Origin of the sequence: Chryseobacterium sp. JUb7, from assembly GCF_024806495.1 — a bacterium.
Classification (GTDB): Bacteria; Bacteroidota; Bacteroidia; order Flavobacteriales; family Weeksellaceae; genus Chryseobacterium.
The window spans coordinates 1-16,306 of the sequence record NZ_JANUFF010000013.1 but is presented as its reverse complement, the minus strand read 5'-3'; the positions used below and the strand labels follow the sequence as shown (position 1 = coordinate 16,306).

The 16,306-nt window shown below is 33.8% G+C and carries 16 protein-coding genes and 1 pseudogene; 4 read left to right on the top strand and 13 right to left on the bottom strand.

The genetic code is table 11. The annotated features are described in order from the left end of the window. Positions 1-5: 5 nt before the first annotated feature. The 4 genes from M2373_RS18935 (at position 6) to M2373_RS18920 (ending at position 4,337) form a co-directional block, all read left to right on the top strand. Positions 6-776, top strand: coding sequence for an O-methyltransferase (locus tag M2373_RS18935; protein WP_259112817.1), 771 nt, complete (start codon positions 6-8; stop codon positions 774-776). 26 nt (positions 777-802) lie between these two features. Continuing rightward, a complete protein-coding gene (locus M2373_RS18930) occupies positions 803-1,831 on the top strand; it encodes an acyltransferase (RefSeq protein WP_259112816.1) in 1,029 nt (342 codons plus the stop codon). 144 nt (positions 1,832-1,975) lie between these two features. Beyond that, positions 1,976-3,409 carry an MBOAT family protein gene (locus tag M2373_RS18925; protein WP_259112815.1) on the top strand — a complete coding sequence of 478 codons (1,434 nt, stop codon included), beginning with the start codon at positions 1,976-1,978 and terminating at the stop codon, positions 3,407-3,409. Between the two features lies 1 nt (position 3,410). Beyond that, positions 3,411-4,337, top strand: coding sequence for a hypothetical protein (locus tag M2373_RS18920; RefSeq protein ID WP_259112814.1), 927 nt, complete (start codon positions 3,411-3,413; stop codon positions 4,335-4,337). Here M2373_RS18920 and M2373_RS18915 read toward each other — a convergent pair. From M2373_RS18915 to M2373_RS18855, 13 genes and pseudogenes are all read right to left on the bottom strand, one after another. Next, positions 4,329-5,270, bottom strand: coding sequence for a glycosyltransferase family 2 protein (locus M2373_RS18915; RefSeq protein ID WP_259112813.1), 942 nt, complete (start codon positions 5,268-5,270; stop codon positions 4,329-4,331). The two genes, M2373_RS18920 and M2373_RS18915, sit on opposite strands and share 9 nt — an antisense overlap. 17 nt (positions 5,271-5,287) lie before the next feature. Then, positions 5,288-6,232 (bottom strand): glycosyltransferase family 2 protein, encoded by a 945-nt coding sequence (locus tag M2373_RS18910; RefSeq protein WP_259112812.1) that lies wholly within the window; start codon positions 6,230-6,232, stop codon positions 5,288-5,290. Continuing rightward, positions 6,232-7,167: a glycosyltransferase family 2 protein gene (locus M2373_RS18905; RefSeq protein WP_259112811.1), complete on the bottom strand. Its 936-nt coding sequence runs from the start codon at positions 7,165-7,167 to the stop codon at positions 6,232-6,234. Before M2373_RS18905 ends, M2373_RS18910 begins: the two co-directional genes overlap by 1 nt. Beyond that, positions 7,167-8,963, bottom strand: coding sequence for an asparagine synthase (glutamine-hydrolyzing) (asnB, locus tag M2373_RS18900; protein ID WP_259112810.1), 1,797 nt, complete (start codon positions 8,961-8,963; stop codon positions 7,167-7,169). Before asnB ends, M2373_RS18905 begins: the two co-directional genes overlap by 1 nt. Before the next feature lie 42 nt (positions 8,964-9,005). Next, positions 9,006-9,758, bottom strand: a complete 753-nt coding sequence (locus M2373_RS18895) for a class I SAM-dependent methyltransferase (RefSeq protein WP_259112809.1) — start codon at positions 9,756-9,758, stop codon at positions 9,006-9,008. 30 nt (positions 9,759-9,788) lie between these two features. After that, positions 9,789-10,706 (bottom strand): glycosyltransferase family 2 protein, encoded by a 918-nt coding sequence (locus M2373_RS18890; RefSeq protein WP_259112808.1) that lies wholly within the window; start codon positions 10,704-10,706, stop codon positions 9,789-9,791. Positions 10,707-10,715: 9 nt separating this feature from the next. Beyond that, positions 10,716-11,384 (bottom strand): hypothetical protein, encoded by a 669-nt coding sequence (locus M2373_RS18885; RefSeq protein ID WP_259112807.1) that lies wholly within the window; start codon positions 11,382-11,384, stop codon positions 10,716-10,718. 81 nt (positions 11,385-11,465) lie between these two features. Then, positions 11,466-12,335, bottom strand: coding sequence for a glycosyltransferase family protein (locus tag M2373_RS18880; RefSeq protein WP_259112806.1), 870 nt, complete (start codon positions 12,333-12,335; stop codon positions 11,466-11,468). Continuing rightward, positions 12,336-13,511 (bottom strand): glycosyltransferase family 4 protein, encoded by a 1,176-nt coding sequence (locus tag M2373_RS18875; protein WP_259112805.1) that lies wholly within the window; start codon positions 13,509-13,511, stop codon positions 12,336-12,338. 1 nt (position 13,512) lies between these two features. After that, complete coding sequence (locus tag M2373_RS18870; protein ID WP_259112804.1) at positions 13,513-14,103, bottom strand: DapH/DapD/GlmU-related protein; 591 nt, start codon at positions 14,101-14,103, stop codon at positions 13,513-13,515. Continuing rightward, positions 14,103-14,999: a glycosyltransferase family 2 protein gene (locus M2373_RS18865; RefSeq protein ID WP_259112803.1), complete on the bottom strand. Its 897-nt coding sequence runs from the start codon at positions 14,997-14,999 to the stop codon at positions 14,103-14,105. The genes M2373_RS18870 and M2373_RS18865 overlap by 1 nt, the downstream gene beginning before the upstream one ends. After that, positions 14,999-16,099 carry a DegT/DnrJ/EryC1/StrS aminotransferase family protein gene (locus M2373_RS18860; RefSeq protein WP_259112802.1) on the bottom strand — a complete coding sequence of 367 codons (1,101 nt, stop codon included), beginning with the start codon at positions 16,097-16,099 and terminating at the stop codon, positions 14,999-15,001. Before M2373_RS18860 ends, M2373_RS18865 begins: the two co-directional genes overlap by 1 nt. A gap of 6 nt (positions 16,100-16,105) precedes the next feature. Further along, positions 16,106-16,306: pseudogene (locus tag M2373_RS18855) on the bottom strand (DapH/DapD/GlmU-related protein); the annotation flags it as partial.

The window sequence follows — 16,306 nt, the reverse complement described above, 5'->3', positions numbered from 1 at the left end:
ACACAGTGAGTGAAATAGTAAGAGTTCTCAAAACGTTTGTCGCCTATCTTAAAAGACCTGACCTTTATCCTGAACTGGGCAGAAAGATCATTAAAAATACAGTTAATCGAGGTAATGCCTTTAAAGGAAAGGAAAAAACGAATTCCTGGGCAGCTTCCAAAGCAATTTCTCAGCAGGAAGCAGTAACAAAACTTTTTGGAGCAGATATTTCTCCATTTAGAACCCAGTTTCTGGAAATCTTAAAGCAGTCTGAGCAAAAAGAAAAAGATTGTCCTATTAAAATGGGTGGTCCCGGAGCCTTGGAATTAATTTATTATTCGTGTGAGTTTGCGAACGCTAAAAATGTAGTGGAAACAGGCGTAGCTTATGGATGGTCTTCTCTGGCAGCATTGCTGTCTCTGCAAAAAAGAGAAGGGAAGTTGTACAGTTCGGATATGCCATATCTGGCTCAGGATGGAGACCAGTATGTTGGGTATGTAGTTCCTGAAAATCTTAAACAGTACTGGAAACTGTTCCGTTTTGCTGATAAAGAGTCTTTACCGAAAATTTTCGGTGATAGTGAAACTTTTGATGTTGTGCATTATGACTCGGATAAGAGTTATAACGGAAGAGTCTGGGCTTATAATGAATTATACAGACACCTTAGAAAAGGGGGTGTTTTTATCAGTGATGATATTGGTGATAATTCGGCTTATCAGGATTTTTGTGAGGCAAATTCTATTGATACGGTTGTTGTAGAATACGAAGGTAAGTACATCGGCGTTTTTGTGAAATAATAATGTTGTAATGTATTTGAATTTTAGTGAAAATTAGTCAGATTACATTTACAAGATTTATAGCGGCAATCGCTATTGTTATTTCTCATTTCAGCAAAGATTTATTTCTGTATAAAATAAAATATATCTCCGATATTTTCTTAAGGGCTAATGTCGGAGTTAGCTATTTTTTTATTCTTTCCGGTTTTATCATGATCGTTGCTTATCACAAAAAAGATAAAATTCAGTATTGGGATTATTACAGAAACCGATTGGCAAGAATTTACCCTTTATATGTTTTGGGATTATTGCTGTTATTGGTTACTAAATATTCTGAGTTTAACTTTTATAAGCTTATTTTGTATTTATCCGGTACTCAGAGCTGGATTCCGGGTGATGTATTGATTTTGAATTTTCCGGGCTGGTCTATATCCGTAGAATTTCTTTTTTATTTACTTTTCCCACTATTGTATAATTATTTTTATTCAAAAGGAAATAAAAGTATCTGGATCGGAACAATTTTACTTTGGCTGATTACACAGGTATTTTCAAATCTTTACGTAAACTCAGTATTTTATCAGGGACCTCATACAGTAAGCCATGAATTTATTTCATATTTCCCTTTGTTGCATCTTAATGAATTTTTAATCGGTAACCTGGCGGGATTGTTTTTTGTTAAAAATTTTAAAGAAAGGAAATTTGACCTGTCGATTATTTTAATTTTTGTAGCAATCTTGCTCTCATTAATATATATTCCGCTTAATTTTCATAACGGGCTGATGGCTGTATTCTTTATCCCACTGATCTATTTGATTTCCTGCAATAATGGATGGATGACGAGAATATTTTCATTAAAGCCTATGGAGTATTTAGGAGAAATAAGCTATGCGATTTACATTGTTCATATTCCTGTACTCTACTTATTGAGAAAAGTTTTGTGGGAAACAGTAGGATTCTTAAAAACGGATACCATCTTTTTGATTTATATATTAACTTTAATGATAGTTTCAATGGTTTTCTATCAGTTTATTGAAAAACCCATGAGAGATTATCTGAAAAAATGGAAGATTAAATAAAAATAGATACTTTTGTTAAACTTCAAAAAATAATATACACATGACTGAAATAATAGTTCCCAAACATACATGCAACGTACAACACAGAATTTATTGATCGAAACATATAAGGATAAGAAATAAAATTAATTTTAAAAACACTGTATGTTATTCAATTCAATTGGGTTTTTGATTTTTCTGCCAATAGTTTTCATATTATATTGGTTTGTATTTAATAAAAAATATCAACATCAAAATCTACTGATTCTTTTCGCAAGTTTTTATTTTTATGCTTGTTGGGATTGGCGTTTTCTTTTTTTATTAATGTTTTCTATAGGTTTAGACTATTTCTCAGGTCATCAGATTGAGAAAAGTAAAACCAATAAAGAAGCCAAATTTTGGTTGGCACTCAGTATTATTATCAATCTTGGGTTTTTAGGCTTTTTTAAATATTACAATTTTTTTGTTGAAAGCTTCGCCGATTTATTAGGCGGTTTCGGATTCCATCCGAATGTATGGCTTCTTAAAATTGTGCTGCCCGTGGGTATTTCTTTCTATACATTTCATGGCCTTTCTTATGTCATTGATATTTACAAAAAAAGAATTTCTGCAGAGAAAAATTTTATCGATTATGCTGTTTTCGTAAGTTATTTCCCACTTTTGGTAGCAGGTCCCATCGAGAGGGCTACGCATCTCTTGCCACAAATTCAGAAAAAACGGATCTTTAATTATGAGCAGGCTGCGGATGGTATGCGTCAAATTCTGTGGGGATTTTTCAAGAAAATGGTTATTGCAGATAGTTGTGCGCCGTTGGTTAACGAGATTTTTGCACATTATCATACAGAAAGTGCAAGTAATTTGGTTTTAGGAGCTGTTTTATTTGCGTTCCAGATTTACGGAGATTTTTCAGGATATTCAGATATCGCATTGGGGGTTTCAAAACTTTTTGGTGTTGAGCTGTTGAAAAATTTTGCTTTTCCTTACTTTTCAAGAGATATTGCTGAATTTTGGAGAAGGTGGCATATTTCTCTGTCTTCATGGTTCAGAGATTATCTTTATATTCCTTTAGGAGGTAGTAAGGGAGGATTGATGATGAAAATAAGAAATACTTTTATCATCTTTCTGGTCTCAGGATTTTGGCATGGAGCAAACTGGACTTTTATCATTTGGGGAGGGCTCAATGCAATTTATTTCTTACCACTTTTGGTTGCCAGCAAAAACCGACAGAATCTCGAGGTGGTTGCAATGAATAGGCTTTTGCCGTCATTTAAAGAGTTTTTACAAATTTTAATTACTTTTTCTCTTACTTGTTTTGCATGGATTTTCTTTAGAGCAGCATCAGTTTCAGAGGCGATATCATACATAGGAAATATTTTTAATCAGACAATATTTAAAGTTCCCGCACACTTTCCTTATAAAGTTTTATCGTTGATAGGAGTTATGCTGATGATTGAATGGATTAACAGAAGCAGGTTTCATGGGCTGGAGATAGAGAGATTCAATCCGTGGCTGAGAAGACTTCTGTATTTGATTATTATTTATATCATTCTCCGTTATGCTAATTTCGGGAATAACGAATTTATTTATTTTCAATTTTAGTATGAAAAAGTTTTTATTTAAAATATCATTTTATCTGTTAGGACTGGTCATTATATTTGCTGTTTTGGGTTCTTTTGCTGATGGCAATACGGATGATAATTACATGCATTTTGCAGTAGAGAAGCCCAATAATATTATCCTGGGAGATTCAAGAGGTTCACAGGCAGTTTTACCAAGAATTCTGAAAGAAAAACTTCAGCGAAAATTTGATAATTTTTCATTGAATGTAGTTCAGTCTCCTTATGGTCCGGTTTATCTTGATGCTTTAAAGAAAAAAATACATGAGAATACAAAAAATGGCATATTTATTTTAACTGTTGACCCCTGGAATTTATCTTCCAATAAAGGCGTTGAAAAATTCAAAGATTTTCCGGAAGAACATTCTCCTTTGAAAAATATGCATTTTTATAACTGGTCTCCCAATTATGAATACCTTTTAAAAAACTACAGCAGAAGCTGGTTTAAAATTTATACAGAAAGAGAAAAAGTAGGAAAATCGAATACCTATTTACATAAAGATGGGTGGTTGGAAGTAACCGTTGATATGCAAAAAGATTCTGTGAAGAAGAGAGAAACTGAAAAAGTGGATTTCTTTTATAAAGATCTTGCTGTAAACCAAAAAATATCTTCAACGAGGCTCAGATCATTGGAAGACATTATAAAATTCCTTAAAAATAAAGGGACAGTATATTTAGTTAGAATTCCCACCTCAGAACGGTTAATGAAAGTGGAAAACTCTTATGCTCCGGATTTTAATCTTAAAATGAAGGAAATTGCTGAAAAGCACCAAATGCAATATTTTGATTTTACCTCAAATCCCAATGATTACCAATATACAGACGGAAATCATATGTATAAAGAATCGGGTAAAGTATTTACAGCCCAGCTTGCAGATTCAATTCTTATAAAAAGAAAGGATTTAAAATAAATCCTTTCTGAAGTTAATGTTATATATTCCGGAACGGATACTTGGATAATCTGTAACCATATATTTTGTAATCATTCCCCATTTTTTCAACGGAGGTGCCAGTGCGATTTCAAAGCTGCGTTGCATCCTTCTGATGTGGGTTTTTATATTTTCCGGAATAGACTTTTCATTTTCGGACCAATTGCAGATCTCTCTCCACAGTAAGACTTTTGTGGTAGCTGGTTTTATTTTCTTAGTATCAACTTTTGTAATTCTATTGTCTTCATGAACTCCTCTCATCGCAACAGCTTTATCCAAAATACCAGGATATAGATCCAGATAGTATGACAGCCGGAACAAAAATTCGGTATCCTGATGCAGCCTTAAATGGGTTTTAAAAAAAGGACTGAGTTTACTTACCATATTCTCCCTGCGTACCGTTAAAGTATCAATACTGAAAAGACCGAAACTGCCTCTTAAATTGATTTGCCCCGGAAAAACATCTTTAGGGTCATGTCTTTTGTAAACAGTTGTTAAACGATCTCCAAAAATCCTGTAATATTGTTCTTTTGCTTTTTCAGAATAATAATGTACGCCGAGAGCTCCGTAAATACCTTCTACTTTTGGATCTTTGAAAAGTTCTTTTTCTGCATCAAAACGATTGGGAAGATAATAGTCATCCGCATCAAGAAATGCGATATAATCTCCTGTTGCTTTTTCCAGACCTAAATTCCTTGATGCTCCGGCTCCATGGTTTCCTTTATCAGGATGCTGAAAAAGTTTTACACGATCATATTTTTGGGCTAGTGTTTCACAAATCTGTAATGCGTTATCCGGAGATTGATCTTCAACCAAAATGACTTCATATACTTCTTCAAACTGCAGGGCCGATTCTATAGCTTGTGTTACATATTTTTCTGCGTTATATACAGGTACAATTACTGATATTTTCATCTAAAGTGTTTATATTATTATAATAGTGTTTTTCTAAAATTGATATTGTATAATCCGGATCTTATGCTTGTGTAATCAATCGTTAAATATTTAAAGATCATACTCCATTTTTTTATTTTGGGGGCATTGGCAATTTCAAAACTACGCTGCATTCTTTTAATATGAATCTTAATATTTTCTGGCATTGTTTTCTCATCCTGAGCCCAGTTATTCACCTCATTCCAAAGAATTGCCCTTGATGCAGCCTGCTTTAACTTGCCGGTTTCTACTTTGGTTATTCTGTTATCTTCATGTACTCCTCTTACTGCTACCGCCTTATCCAAAATACCGGGATAGAGATCAAGATAATAAGACAAACGGAATAAAAATTCTGTATCCTCATGCATTTTCAAATCAGATTTGAATAAATAATCCATTTTCATTGTTAGGGAATCTCTTCGTAGTGTCAGGGTATCAATACTGAATAATCCAAAGCTTCCCAGCATATAGATTTGTCCCGGAAAAACATCTTTTGGAGGATGCTTTCTATAAACTGTTGTAAGATCATCTTTATAGATTGCATAATATTGTTCTTTTGCTTTTTCTGAATAATAATGTACGCCAAGGGCTCCGTAAACGCCGTCAACTTTTGGGTTTTTGAAAAGTTCTTTTTCAGCATCAAAACGATTTGGCTGATAATAATCATCCGCGTCAAGAAAAGCAATAAAATCACCAGTTGCCTTTTCTATTCCGAGATTTCGACTGGCCGCAGCTCCATGATTGGCTTTGTCAGGATGCTGAAATAGCTTTACACGGCTGTATTTTAATGCTAATTGCCGACAAACTTCCAAAGCATTGTCAGGCGATTGATCTTCTATTAAGATGACTTCATATACTTCATCAAAGCTCAGTACCGATTCTACAGCATGAGTGACAAATTTTTCTGCATTATAAACGGGAACGATCACGGAAATCTTCATCATTATCTGTAATAGTTAAATCTGTATTTTGTTTTTAAAATTTTTGGATCTTTAATGGTTTCCAAAATGATATTAACATATTTTGCCCATCCTTTTTTTAAAGATAAATCAAAAGATTTATAACTTAAATAAATTCTTTTTTTATACTCACTGGGAATCTGAGCCGCTTTTGCCCAGTCGTATAAAGATTTCCAGTAAATATGCTGCCTCTGGTTATACTGAGGAGAATATTGTACGATTTTGGTAATTCGGTTATCATCGTGTATTCCTCTTATTGCTACTGGCTGATCTATGATTCCTGATTTCAGATAACAATGATATGCCAGCTTAATATTAAAATCAGAATCCTGATGTACCCGGAGATTAACATTAAACCTTAAATTATTTTTGTCAATGGCTGATTTTCTGATCGTCAATGCATTAAGGTGAAAAAAAGTGCCGAAAGTTTTTGGAGTAAGACTTAATAATCCCCTGAAAACTTCTTCGCCCTCAGCATGATAATTTACCGTAGTAAGCGGAGCATCTTTAAATTTCGACTGATATTCCTGTTTTCCTTTTTCAGTAAGGTATTCAATGCCGATAGCACCGAAGACTCCTTCTACTTTAGGATCTTTAAAAATCTCTTTCTCGGCATCAAAGCGATTGGGAAGGTAGTAATCGTCGGCATCTAAAAATGTAATAAAATTTCCGGTTGCTTTTTCAATTCCTAAATTTCTTGTAGCTCCGGCTCCGTGATTTTCTTTGTCAGGATGCTGGTATAGTTTGACCTTATTGTATTCAAGGCTTAATTTCTGACAAATTTCCAGTGAATGATCGGTTGATTTATCTTCAATTAAGATGATTTCTTTGACTTCCTCAAACTGTATGGCAGACTGTACAGCTTTTTCTAAAAACTGCCCTGCGTTGTATACGGGTATGATAACAGAAATATCCAACATTATAAAATATTTTGGTTGTTATGAGCCCAAAGAGCAAGTTGCAGTAAGTTCCAGTGTTTGTGATCCTTTTTCTGAAACTTTTGAGCGGCATCAAAATCGATATAGTTAAAAATCTTCTGATCGCGGTTTTTTAATAAGTCATTGGAAAGGTTCACCAGATTTTCTTCATCAAACCAAGTTTTCACACTCATTCCAAAACCTTGTTTACGGCGATTTCTTATTGTTTCTGTCCAGTAAGAACCCATAGATTCTCGCAGGATTATTTTGTCATTTTCATTATTCAGCTTTAATTGTTCCGGAAGCTGAATACAAAACTCAGCGAAATCAACATCTAAGAAAGGGGTTCTTACTTCCAGAGAATTGGCCATAGCCATCCTGTCTGATTTCACCATCATATTTCCGGGAACATATCCTTCCATATCCACTCTCATAATATCATTTAAAGAATCAGGATCCGGAGTGAAACTGTAAGGCTGCTGATAGTCCGAGACAATTCCCAAAGACCTTTGCTCATCTTTATTAAATGAATTTCGGACAAAATTCTGATGAAAATCCAGAATATGATCATGGGCAAGATTTTTCTTTGTGATGAAAGATGTTTCTTTTATATTCTGGTATAATTTTAAACCAAACTTGGCAATGATATTTTTATAACTGAAATGGTTTCTTAATGTATTTTCAACCCTGTAGAAATCATACCCGCCAAATAATTCATCCCCTACATCTCCTGAAAGAACTACCGTAAGGTCTTTTTTTGCATTTCTGCATATTTCATAATGAGGAATGAACGAGATGTCGGCAAAAGGTTCATCAAAAAACGGCGAAATCTTTAAAAGTGCCGTAGCAAGATCCTGCTTTTTTTCGTGAACTTCAATGTGGTTTGTGTGGTATTTGTCAGCAATTTCCTTGGCATATTTCAGCTCACTTTCTTTGTGATCATATCCGAAGCTGATGGTAGTCTGACGCGGTAAAAACTCAGCAACTAAAGCCACAACAGAAGAAGAATCTAAGCCCCCGCTAAGGAAACTTCCTACTTCAACATCTGCAATAAGCTGTTTTTTAACAGCATTTTTAAGTAAATAAGTAAATTCTTCCTTAGCCTCAGATAAACTTATATTCCGGTCTTTTGGCGGAATGCTGTAATAACGTGAAACTGAAAATTTCCCGTCTTTCCATATCAGTTGATGAGCAGGCGGAAGAGTGAAAATATTACTGTAAATACTTTGATAAGTGCTTACATATCCATACTGTAGATAGTGGGAGAGGGCATCATGATTTACTTGTGGCTGAATCAATCCGGAGGCCAGAATACTTTTGATTTCCGAAGCGAAGATGAACTCATTGTTTTTTCCGATTGCATAGAAAAAAGGCTTTTCTCCGAAACGGTCTCTTGCGCAGAACAGCTCTTGCTTTTCGTTGTCCCAGATGGCAAAAGCAAACATTCCGGGAAGATCATGGATCAGCTTTTCCTTTTTTCTCTGATACATGGCAAGAATAACCTCGGTATCAGAGCTTCCGCGGTAAGGATATTCAGGATATTGATTTTTAATCGTCTGATAGCCATAGATTTCACCGTTAAGGACGATACATTCGTTTGCAGTATTCGAAAACATAGGTTGTTTTCCATTTTCAGATAAATCGATAATAGAAAGCCTGCGGTGTCCTAAGGCGGCGTTGTCATAAAATTCTGCATGTGAAGAATCCGGACCGCGATGGGCCATTGCATCTGTCATTTTCTGAATTTCTTCCTGATAATTTCGGGCATTACTGGCAATAATTCCTGCTATTCCACACATAATTTTATTTATTTTTTTTCAAATTAAGTTTAAATTTATAAACTACTTTTCACAAAAGAAAATATCTTCATAAGGATTTAGACCTAATTTCTTGTATTTATTTGAAATATTTATTCTGTTTACTTTAAATCCTACACTTTCTAATCTGGTGCTGTAATCCTGACCATAAATTCTTACATGGTCAAATTGACCAAACAGTTCCTCTCTCTTTTTTGGATCGGAAACTGTAAAGTCTTCGTGGGTTTCCTGAGTATTATTGGAGATTGGAACCTGTAATATGGCTTTACCTCCAGATTTTAATACCCTGAATAATTCACCCATAGCTTTTGTATCTTCCGGAATATGTTCCAGTACATGATTACAGATCACGAAATCAAAATGCTGTTCCGGATAGGGGATGTCTAAAACATTGATATTTTTTACATAATCGGCATAATGATATCCCGGCGTAAATAAATCGCCACACACATATTCTTTGAAATGTTGATCAAGGAGAACGCTGGATAATTTAATTTCGGGAGCAATATGCAATATGCTGAGGTCTTTGGATTCTGGAAGTTTTAATTCTTCCATAATAAAAGCATATAAAAGTCTTTCTCTGTCTCTGGATTGGCATTTATAGCAGCCGGCAGCTCTTCTTCCGCCTCCGATGACTTCCTTTTCACGAAGAACAGCCAGATCATGTCCTACAACCTCCCAGTCTTTCGAATGGTAGCCACAAAATGGACAATAATAATCTGAGCCGGAATGGGACAATAGTTTTAATTTGTTTTTTAATTTTTTTATGAGTTTCATTTGTGCGTGTTTATTATTAAATTAATTTTATCATACTTTCAGAAAAGAAGGGCCGGCCTGAGTCACAATATTTTTCATTTCGCTAAGCTGTTTCTCTTCTGAGGTGATTTTTTTATATTTCTTGGATAAATTTTTATAATGGGCGATTTTTCCAAAAATTATATTTTTAAGCATACTCTGCTTAAGTGCTTTTTTTTCTAAATATAGCGAATTGGGAAGCCCCGGATTCATAATGTTGGTTTCTACCCTCAGATCAGGATATTTTGTAGTATCTACTTTGGTTAATATTTGTTTTCCGTCGTGAACTACTTTACTGGCAGGAACAAGCAGCGTTTTTTTCTGATGAAAAACCACCCGGTTGACATATTCCACATCTTCACCATAATGGAAAAAATATGGATTGAAGCCTCCCACTATCTCAATGGTATCTCTAGGAATAAGCCAGTGTGCCGCATTGATGAATTCTATTTCGTAATATGGTTTCAGATTCTGAAAATAAAGATCGGAAATAAGTCTTGTTTCAAAATTAATGGCAATATATTTATCAAGGAAAATATCCAAAAGTTTTTCTGTACCATCAATATGCATTGGGCTGATAATGCCAATCTCTTTTTTATTCGGATGGTGATAATAGATTTCCAGTAGTTTTTCTAAACTATCTTCATAAAGCCAGGCATCCTGATTCATTAAATAAAAAAAATCAGCACCCTCTTTGTATGCCTTTTCGATCCCGATATTATTGGCTTTTCCAAATCCAAGATTTTCCTTAGACTGGATAAAGTCTACCTCCGGAAAATGGGTTGTGATATATTCCTGAGTGCCATCTGTAGAACCGTTGTCGATGACAACAGTATGCACAGGAACAGAAGACTGTTTTAAACTGGTAAAACATTTTTCGGCCCATTTCATGGCATTGTAAGTAACGATAATAATATAAATCTTAGACATTTTTGAGTTTTAAATATATTTCTGGGCTAAAACCTGCAAGTATTCCTGCGGATTAATTCCCGTAAAGAAATCTTCGGTTTTTTCATCAAAATCTACTTTGTAGAAGTCACCTTCATCAATCTCATTATATTTTGCCGCTTTCTCAATCTTATTTTCAAGAGCATTGATGATCTCTTTTAAATTATAATAATAAGGATAAGCAAAATTGATCGTCTGATTATTCAATAAACTACAATCAGAGGCTAAAAAACGGGAAATATCATCTATATCGATCAAAAGTCTTCTCGCTTTGTTATGTAGTGTAAACTCGTGATCTGCTGTGATCTGGTTTCTCAGAAAATTGAAAAGGGTGTTGGGATTTCCACCGTTTCCTACAATATTTCCTATCCGTAAAATAAGATAAGATTCAAGGTTATTTTTTATATAATTTTCGATCTCTTTTTTATGAAGAACGTAGTGGCTGTTTTGCTTCGATTGATCATGAATACTGAGTGTCGAAAAATAAACCAGCTTTTTGTCTTTATTTTCTGCAATAGATTTTTTTAAAAGAGAAAATTCTCTTTCAAATTCTGAGCTTCTGGTTTCGAGGGAATTGGAAACTCCGGAAGCGAAATACAGCATCACCTCTGAATCAATGTTTTTTAATGAATTGGCAATAAGTCCTGTTCCTATAATCATATTCTATTAAGTGTTTTTTTACTTAATTAATTTCTATATAAAACTATGATTTTATTTAATGATAAGGGTAATAAACTAGTTTTAAATATTTGTATTTTGTTTGTTATTAATGCTTTTAGCGTATTTTATATAATTTAAAAGTTTCTTTACAACTGTAACATGATCTTTCGCATTGAGCTTTTTAGGATAAAATTGTAATACAGAAATTAGGGTTTTTCTGTTGACCGGATAATACATAAAATAATTATGTAAAAATCCTAAAAAAGCTTTTTTCTCTGTTTCAGAATCAAATCGTTGAGAAAATTTTAAGTCAATATTCTGCTTTACGACAATATTGGTATCCATCCAAGTTTTATCGAGGTTGCCTTTAGAAAAATGTTCAATAAGAATATCATCAACCACATAATTTTGAAGTTGTTTTGAAACTCTTAAGCTAAAATCAAGATCATATCCGTGAAAGCCTTTCAATAGTTTTTCGTTAAATCTGAATTGGCTGTAATTTTCCTTTTTGATTGCCATAAATACTCCATCTACAGCAAAAACCTCATTACGGTTTTGTTGAGTAGTGTGAATCAGGAAGGCTTCTTTTTTTTCTTTGTTTCCCTGTAAAATATGTACAAAATTATATTTTTCCGAAACTGTCCAGCTTGATGGGGCAGTGGGTACATATGATGAACCTGCAACGCCAATAATGCCTGTTTCAGCTAGGCTGAGGTGATTAATCAGTTTTTTTCCCCAATGATGAGTGTGAAATAATACATCTTCATGCATGAAAAGGAGATTTTCGTATTTTGCTTTTTGTGCACCTTGGTTATATGCTTCACAAATTCCCATCAGTCCCGGATTATCAATTTTAATAATTTCATAAGAGACTCCAATACTTTTAGAAATATTATCTTCTAAAGCAGAAAAATAAGCAGGTAAATAGGATGAAATTATTATTGAAATCATTTATACAAGTTCATCTATCAGGTTAAAAATATTCAACGTAAGTTTTTCGTCAGAATAATCTTCTTCAAGTCTTCTGTGTATATTTTCACCATACTTTTTTCTCAGTTCATTATTTTTGAGCAGGTTTACAACATTATCAGCCATTTTATCAAGATCTAAATAAGGGGCAAGTATGCCATATCCATTTTCTAAAAACTCCACAGCGCCACCACTTTTTTCAAAAGCAATAATAGGTTTTTTAAGTTTGGCTGCGGTGAGCATTACCAAAGGAAAAGGATCTTCTCTAGACATCAGAAGAAATACATCGAAAAGATTAATATAGTCATTTGGAAATTTATTATGATCAATGAATAGCAAAACATCATCAACTTCCAGTTTTTCAGCATCTATTTTGGCACAACGTACAGCTGGGCTTTTTGAAGTACCTCCCAGGTTGATAAATTTAAACGGAAGATCTGTTTTTTGTTTTATCTTTTGTACCAGAAGCGGGATCATATCTGTTCCTTTTCTTAATTCCTGCGAGCTGGCGATTCCAATGATTAGTTCATTGTTTTTAATTCCTAATTCTTGTCTGAGGCTTTCTTTATCTTTTTGAAGGATAAGTACAGAATCCACAAAAGAATGAACGACATTGATCTTTTTTGGATCAGCGCCATACTTAGCAACAAGATTGTCCCCGACAGCTTTTGAGCCGGCGATGATTTTTGTTACATTGGAAATATTTTCCAATACAAATTCTTTAGGATATGTACTCTCAATACCAAAACTTAGCTCATGAATGGCTACAATGGTAGGAATATTTTTTCTATAGAACGGCAACGTCCAGATGAGAGATTCCATCGTATTGCCATAAACAAGATCATATTTATTCTGAAGGAGTATCGTTGTGATTTTGTCAATCTTATCCTGTTGGGTCTCCGGCTTTTTTTTGAAGACAATAGATTCTACCCGTTTAAGGTTTCGCTTTAAAAAAGAAAAAGACTGAAGATGGTAATGAGCAACAACAATCTGGTTTGAAATCTTTGCAAAATCTTCATATAATTCTCCACCTCTGATCAATAAAACATCTATCGTATAATCTTCCTTTTCCTTTTTTAACCTCTTTAATAAGTTTAAAGCAAGAATAGGGGCGCCGGATAAAGATGCTTCATGGGAAATGAATAATATTTTTTTCATTTTAGAGGGATTCATAAATTAAATTTTGATTATTTTTTACAATTGTGTTTGCAGGAACAGATTTGTGGATGACGCACCCTGCCCCGATTATGGTGTTATCACCAATTGTGACACCTTTTAAAATAACGGCATTGCTGCCTATCCAACAGTTTTTACCTATTACTATTGGTTTTTTTGTGTATTTCTCTTTCTCAACGTGAAGAGTTAGTCCTCTTTCAATAAGATGATTATGATCGTAAAGCTTTACGCCTTCTCCAAAAATCGTATCGTCACCAATTTCTATTTTTTCGAGGCAGTTGATTGAACAATAATTATTAAAAAAAACGCCTTTACCAATAGAAAGCTCGGCATTTGGAAATACTAAAATATTACAATACTCTCTTAATAGAACATTTTCCCCAATTGTTATATGTCCTAGGTTATTTCCTTCTCCTTTAAAAATGGTTGAATTTTTGGGAATGAATGTTTTATGAATATTGATGCTTTTTGCGGTTAATAAACTCTGCCATGCTGCATGCTGCTTTTTTCTTTCGTTATTTTCAACTAAAGAAATTATTTTCTGAGCGAGACTGTTTTTTAAATTATTAAGCATTAGAACAGTTTATATTTTAAATAATACCATTTTACAGGCAAGTTTAACTTCAGACATAAATCTAACCATTTTTCCTTTCCTCCATATTTAGAATATTTTTCAGAAACTTTTTGGATCTCTTTTTTATCTTTAGAAGTGGTATAGATTTTCTTGATATCATCGTTAATTTTTACTTTATTATCAAGATTGGTGTCATATTTTAATCTTAAAAGAATTTCTTCTACAAAGACAACTCTTTCTTTGAGTTTAGATATATTTTCTTCATGCTTTCTATGATAGGCTAAATTTTCAGGAACAAAATCAATAAAGTATTTTTCACTAATTCTCAGCCAGCGATCATAGTCTTCAATAAGAATATTTTTATCATAAGGTCCGGTTTCCTGTAGGACTTTTGTCTTTACTAATGTTGCAAGTGCTGGAATTGGGTTTAGTTTTTTTAATGTTTTTTTAAATTGAATGTTATTTTCATAAAAACTAAAGTCATTGAGATAATTAATTAATGTTTTATCTTCTTTAATAATAAAACAACTGGAAAATACCATTCCGAAATCGTCACCTCGCTGTTCTAAAGAAGATAGGCACTTTTCAAGAAATTCATGATGAAAATAATCATCTGCTGCAATGATATTTACATATTTTCCTTCGACCATTTGTATACATTCATTAAGAGTCGCTGCAAAACCTTTATTTTCTTTGTGAAAATTTGTTTTGGCTGAAACCTGATTTTCTTGCAGCCATTTTTGAGCCGTTTTTGCAGAATTATCTTTAGAGGCATCATCGGCTACTATAAGTTCCCAATTTGTGTAAGTTTGGTTTTTTATGCTATCTAAACATTCAGTGATAAATTCTGAATGGTTATAAGAAACAACAATAAAGCTCACCAATGGTCTTTCCATTAGAATTTATTTATGATCTCAATTATCTTATTCACCTCTTCATCGCTCATCACCGGAGAAATAGGAAGACTTAATACTTCCTGATGAATTTTCTCACTGATTGGAAACGACATATCATTCCATTCCTTATAAGCCTGTTGCCTGTGTGGTGGAATAGGGTAGTGAATTAGGGTCTGAATCCCGTTTTCAGTAAGGTAAGCCTGAAGAGCTTCTCTGTTTTCTGTTCTTATGATGAAAACATGCCATACATGTTCTCTCTCGTTTTCAGGATTTTCCGGAAGAATAATTTTTGGATTTGAAATTTCGCCGATATAACGTTTTGCAATATTTCTTCTAACGGTGTTCTCCTCATCAATATATTTTAATTTAACATCAAGAACTGCTGCCTGAATTTCATCCAGTCGCGAATTCAGCCCCTGATAAATATTGACATATTTTTGGTTTGAACCGTAATTAGCTAAAGCCCTGATTGTCTTAGCTAGCTCTTCATCATTAGTGGTCACAGCTCCTGCATCTCCCAAAGCACCAAGGTTTTTCCCGGGGTAAAAACTGAAACCTGCTGCATCGCCAAGATTTCCGGATTTTTTACCCTTCCATTCGGCTCCAATTGTTTGGGCATTATCTTCAATAATTTTTAAACTGTATTTCTGAGCCAATTGTTCTAATTCTTCTGAAAAAACAATTCTTCCATACAAGTGAACAATTAAGATCCCTTTTGTCTTCGAAGTTATTTTTTTCTCAATTTTTGAGATATCAATATTGTAATTGTCAATGTCCGGTTCTGCCAAAACAGGAACAAGACCATTATCTGAAATGGCAAGAATAGAGGCAATATAGGTATTGGAAGGGACTATGATTTCGTCATCTTTACTCATGATACCCAGTTCAATATAGGCTCTTAGAATAAGTCTCAGCGCATCCAGTCCATTGGCTACACCAATAGAATGTTTGGCTCCGATATAATTATTAAAATTCTGTTCGAAATTGGTAAGCTGACCTCCCATCAAATACCATCCGGAACGAAAAACTTCCAGAAGCTTTGCTTCAATTTCTTCTTGATATTGTAAATTGACTTTCTGTAAATCTAAGAATTTGATCATAGGTGTTTAAATATATAAGATTTCTCCTTTCTCGTTAATTGTTCCTTTTTGCTTAGCCGGATTTCCAAACCAAACGGTATTGGCAGGAACATCTTTTGTAACCACGCTTCCGGCTCCGATTAAAGCATTCTCTCCAATAGTGTTTCCAGCGACAATAGTAGCATTGGCCCCTATGGAAGCTCCTTTTTGAACTAAAGTTTTACTGAA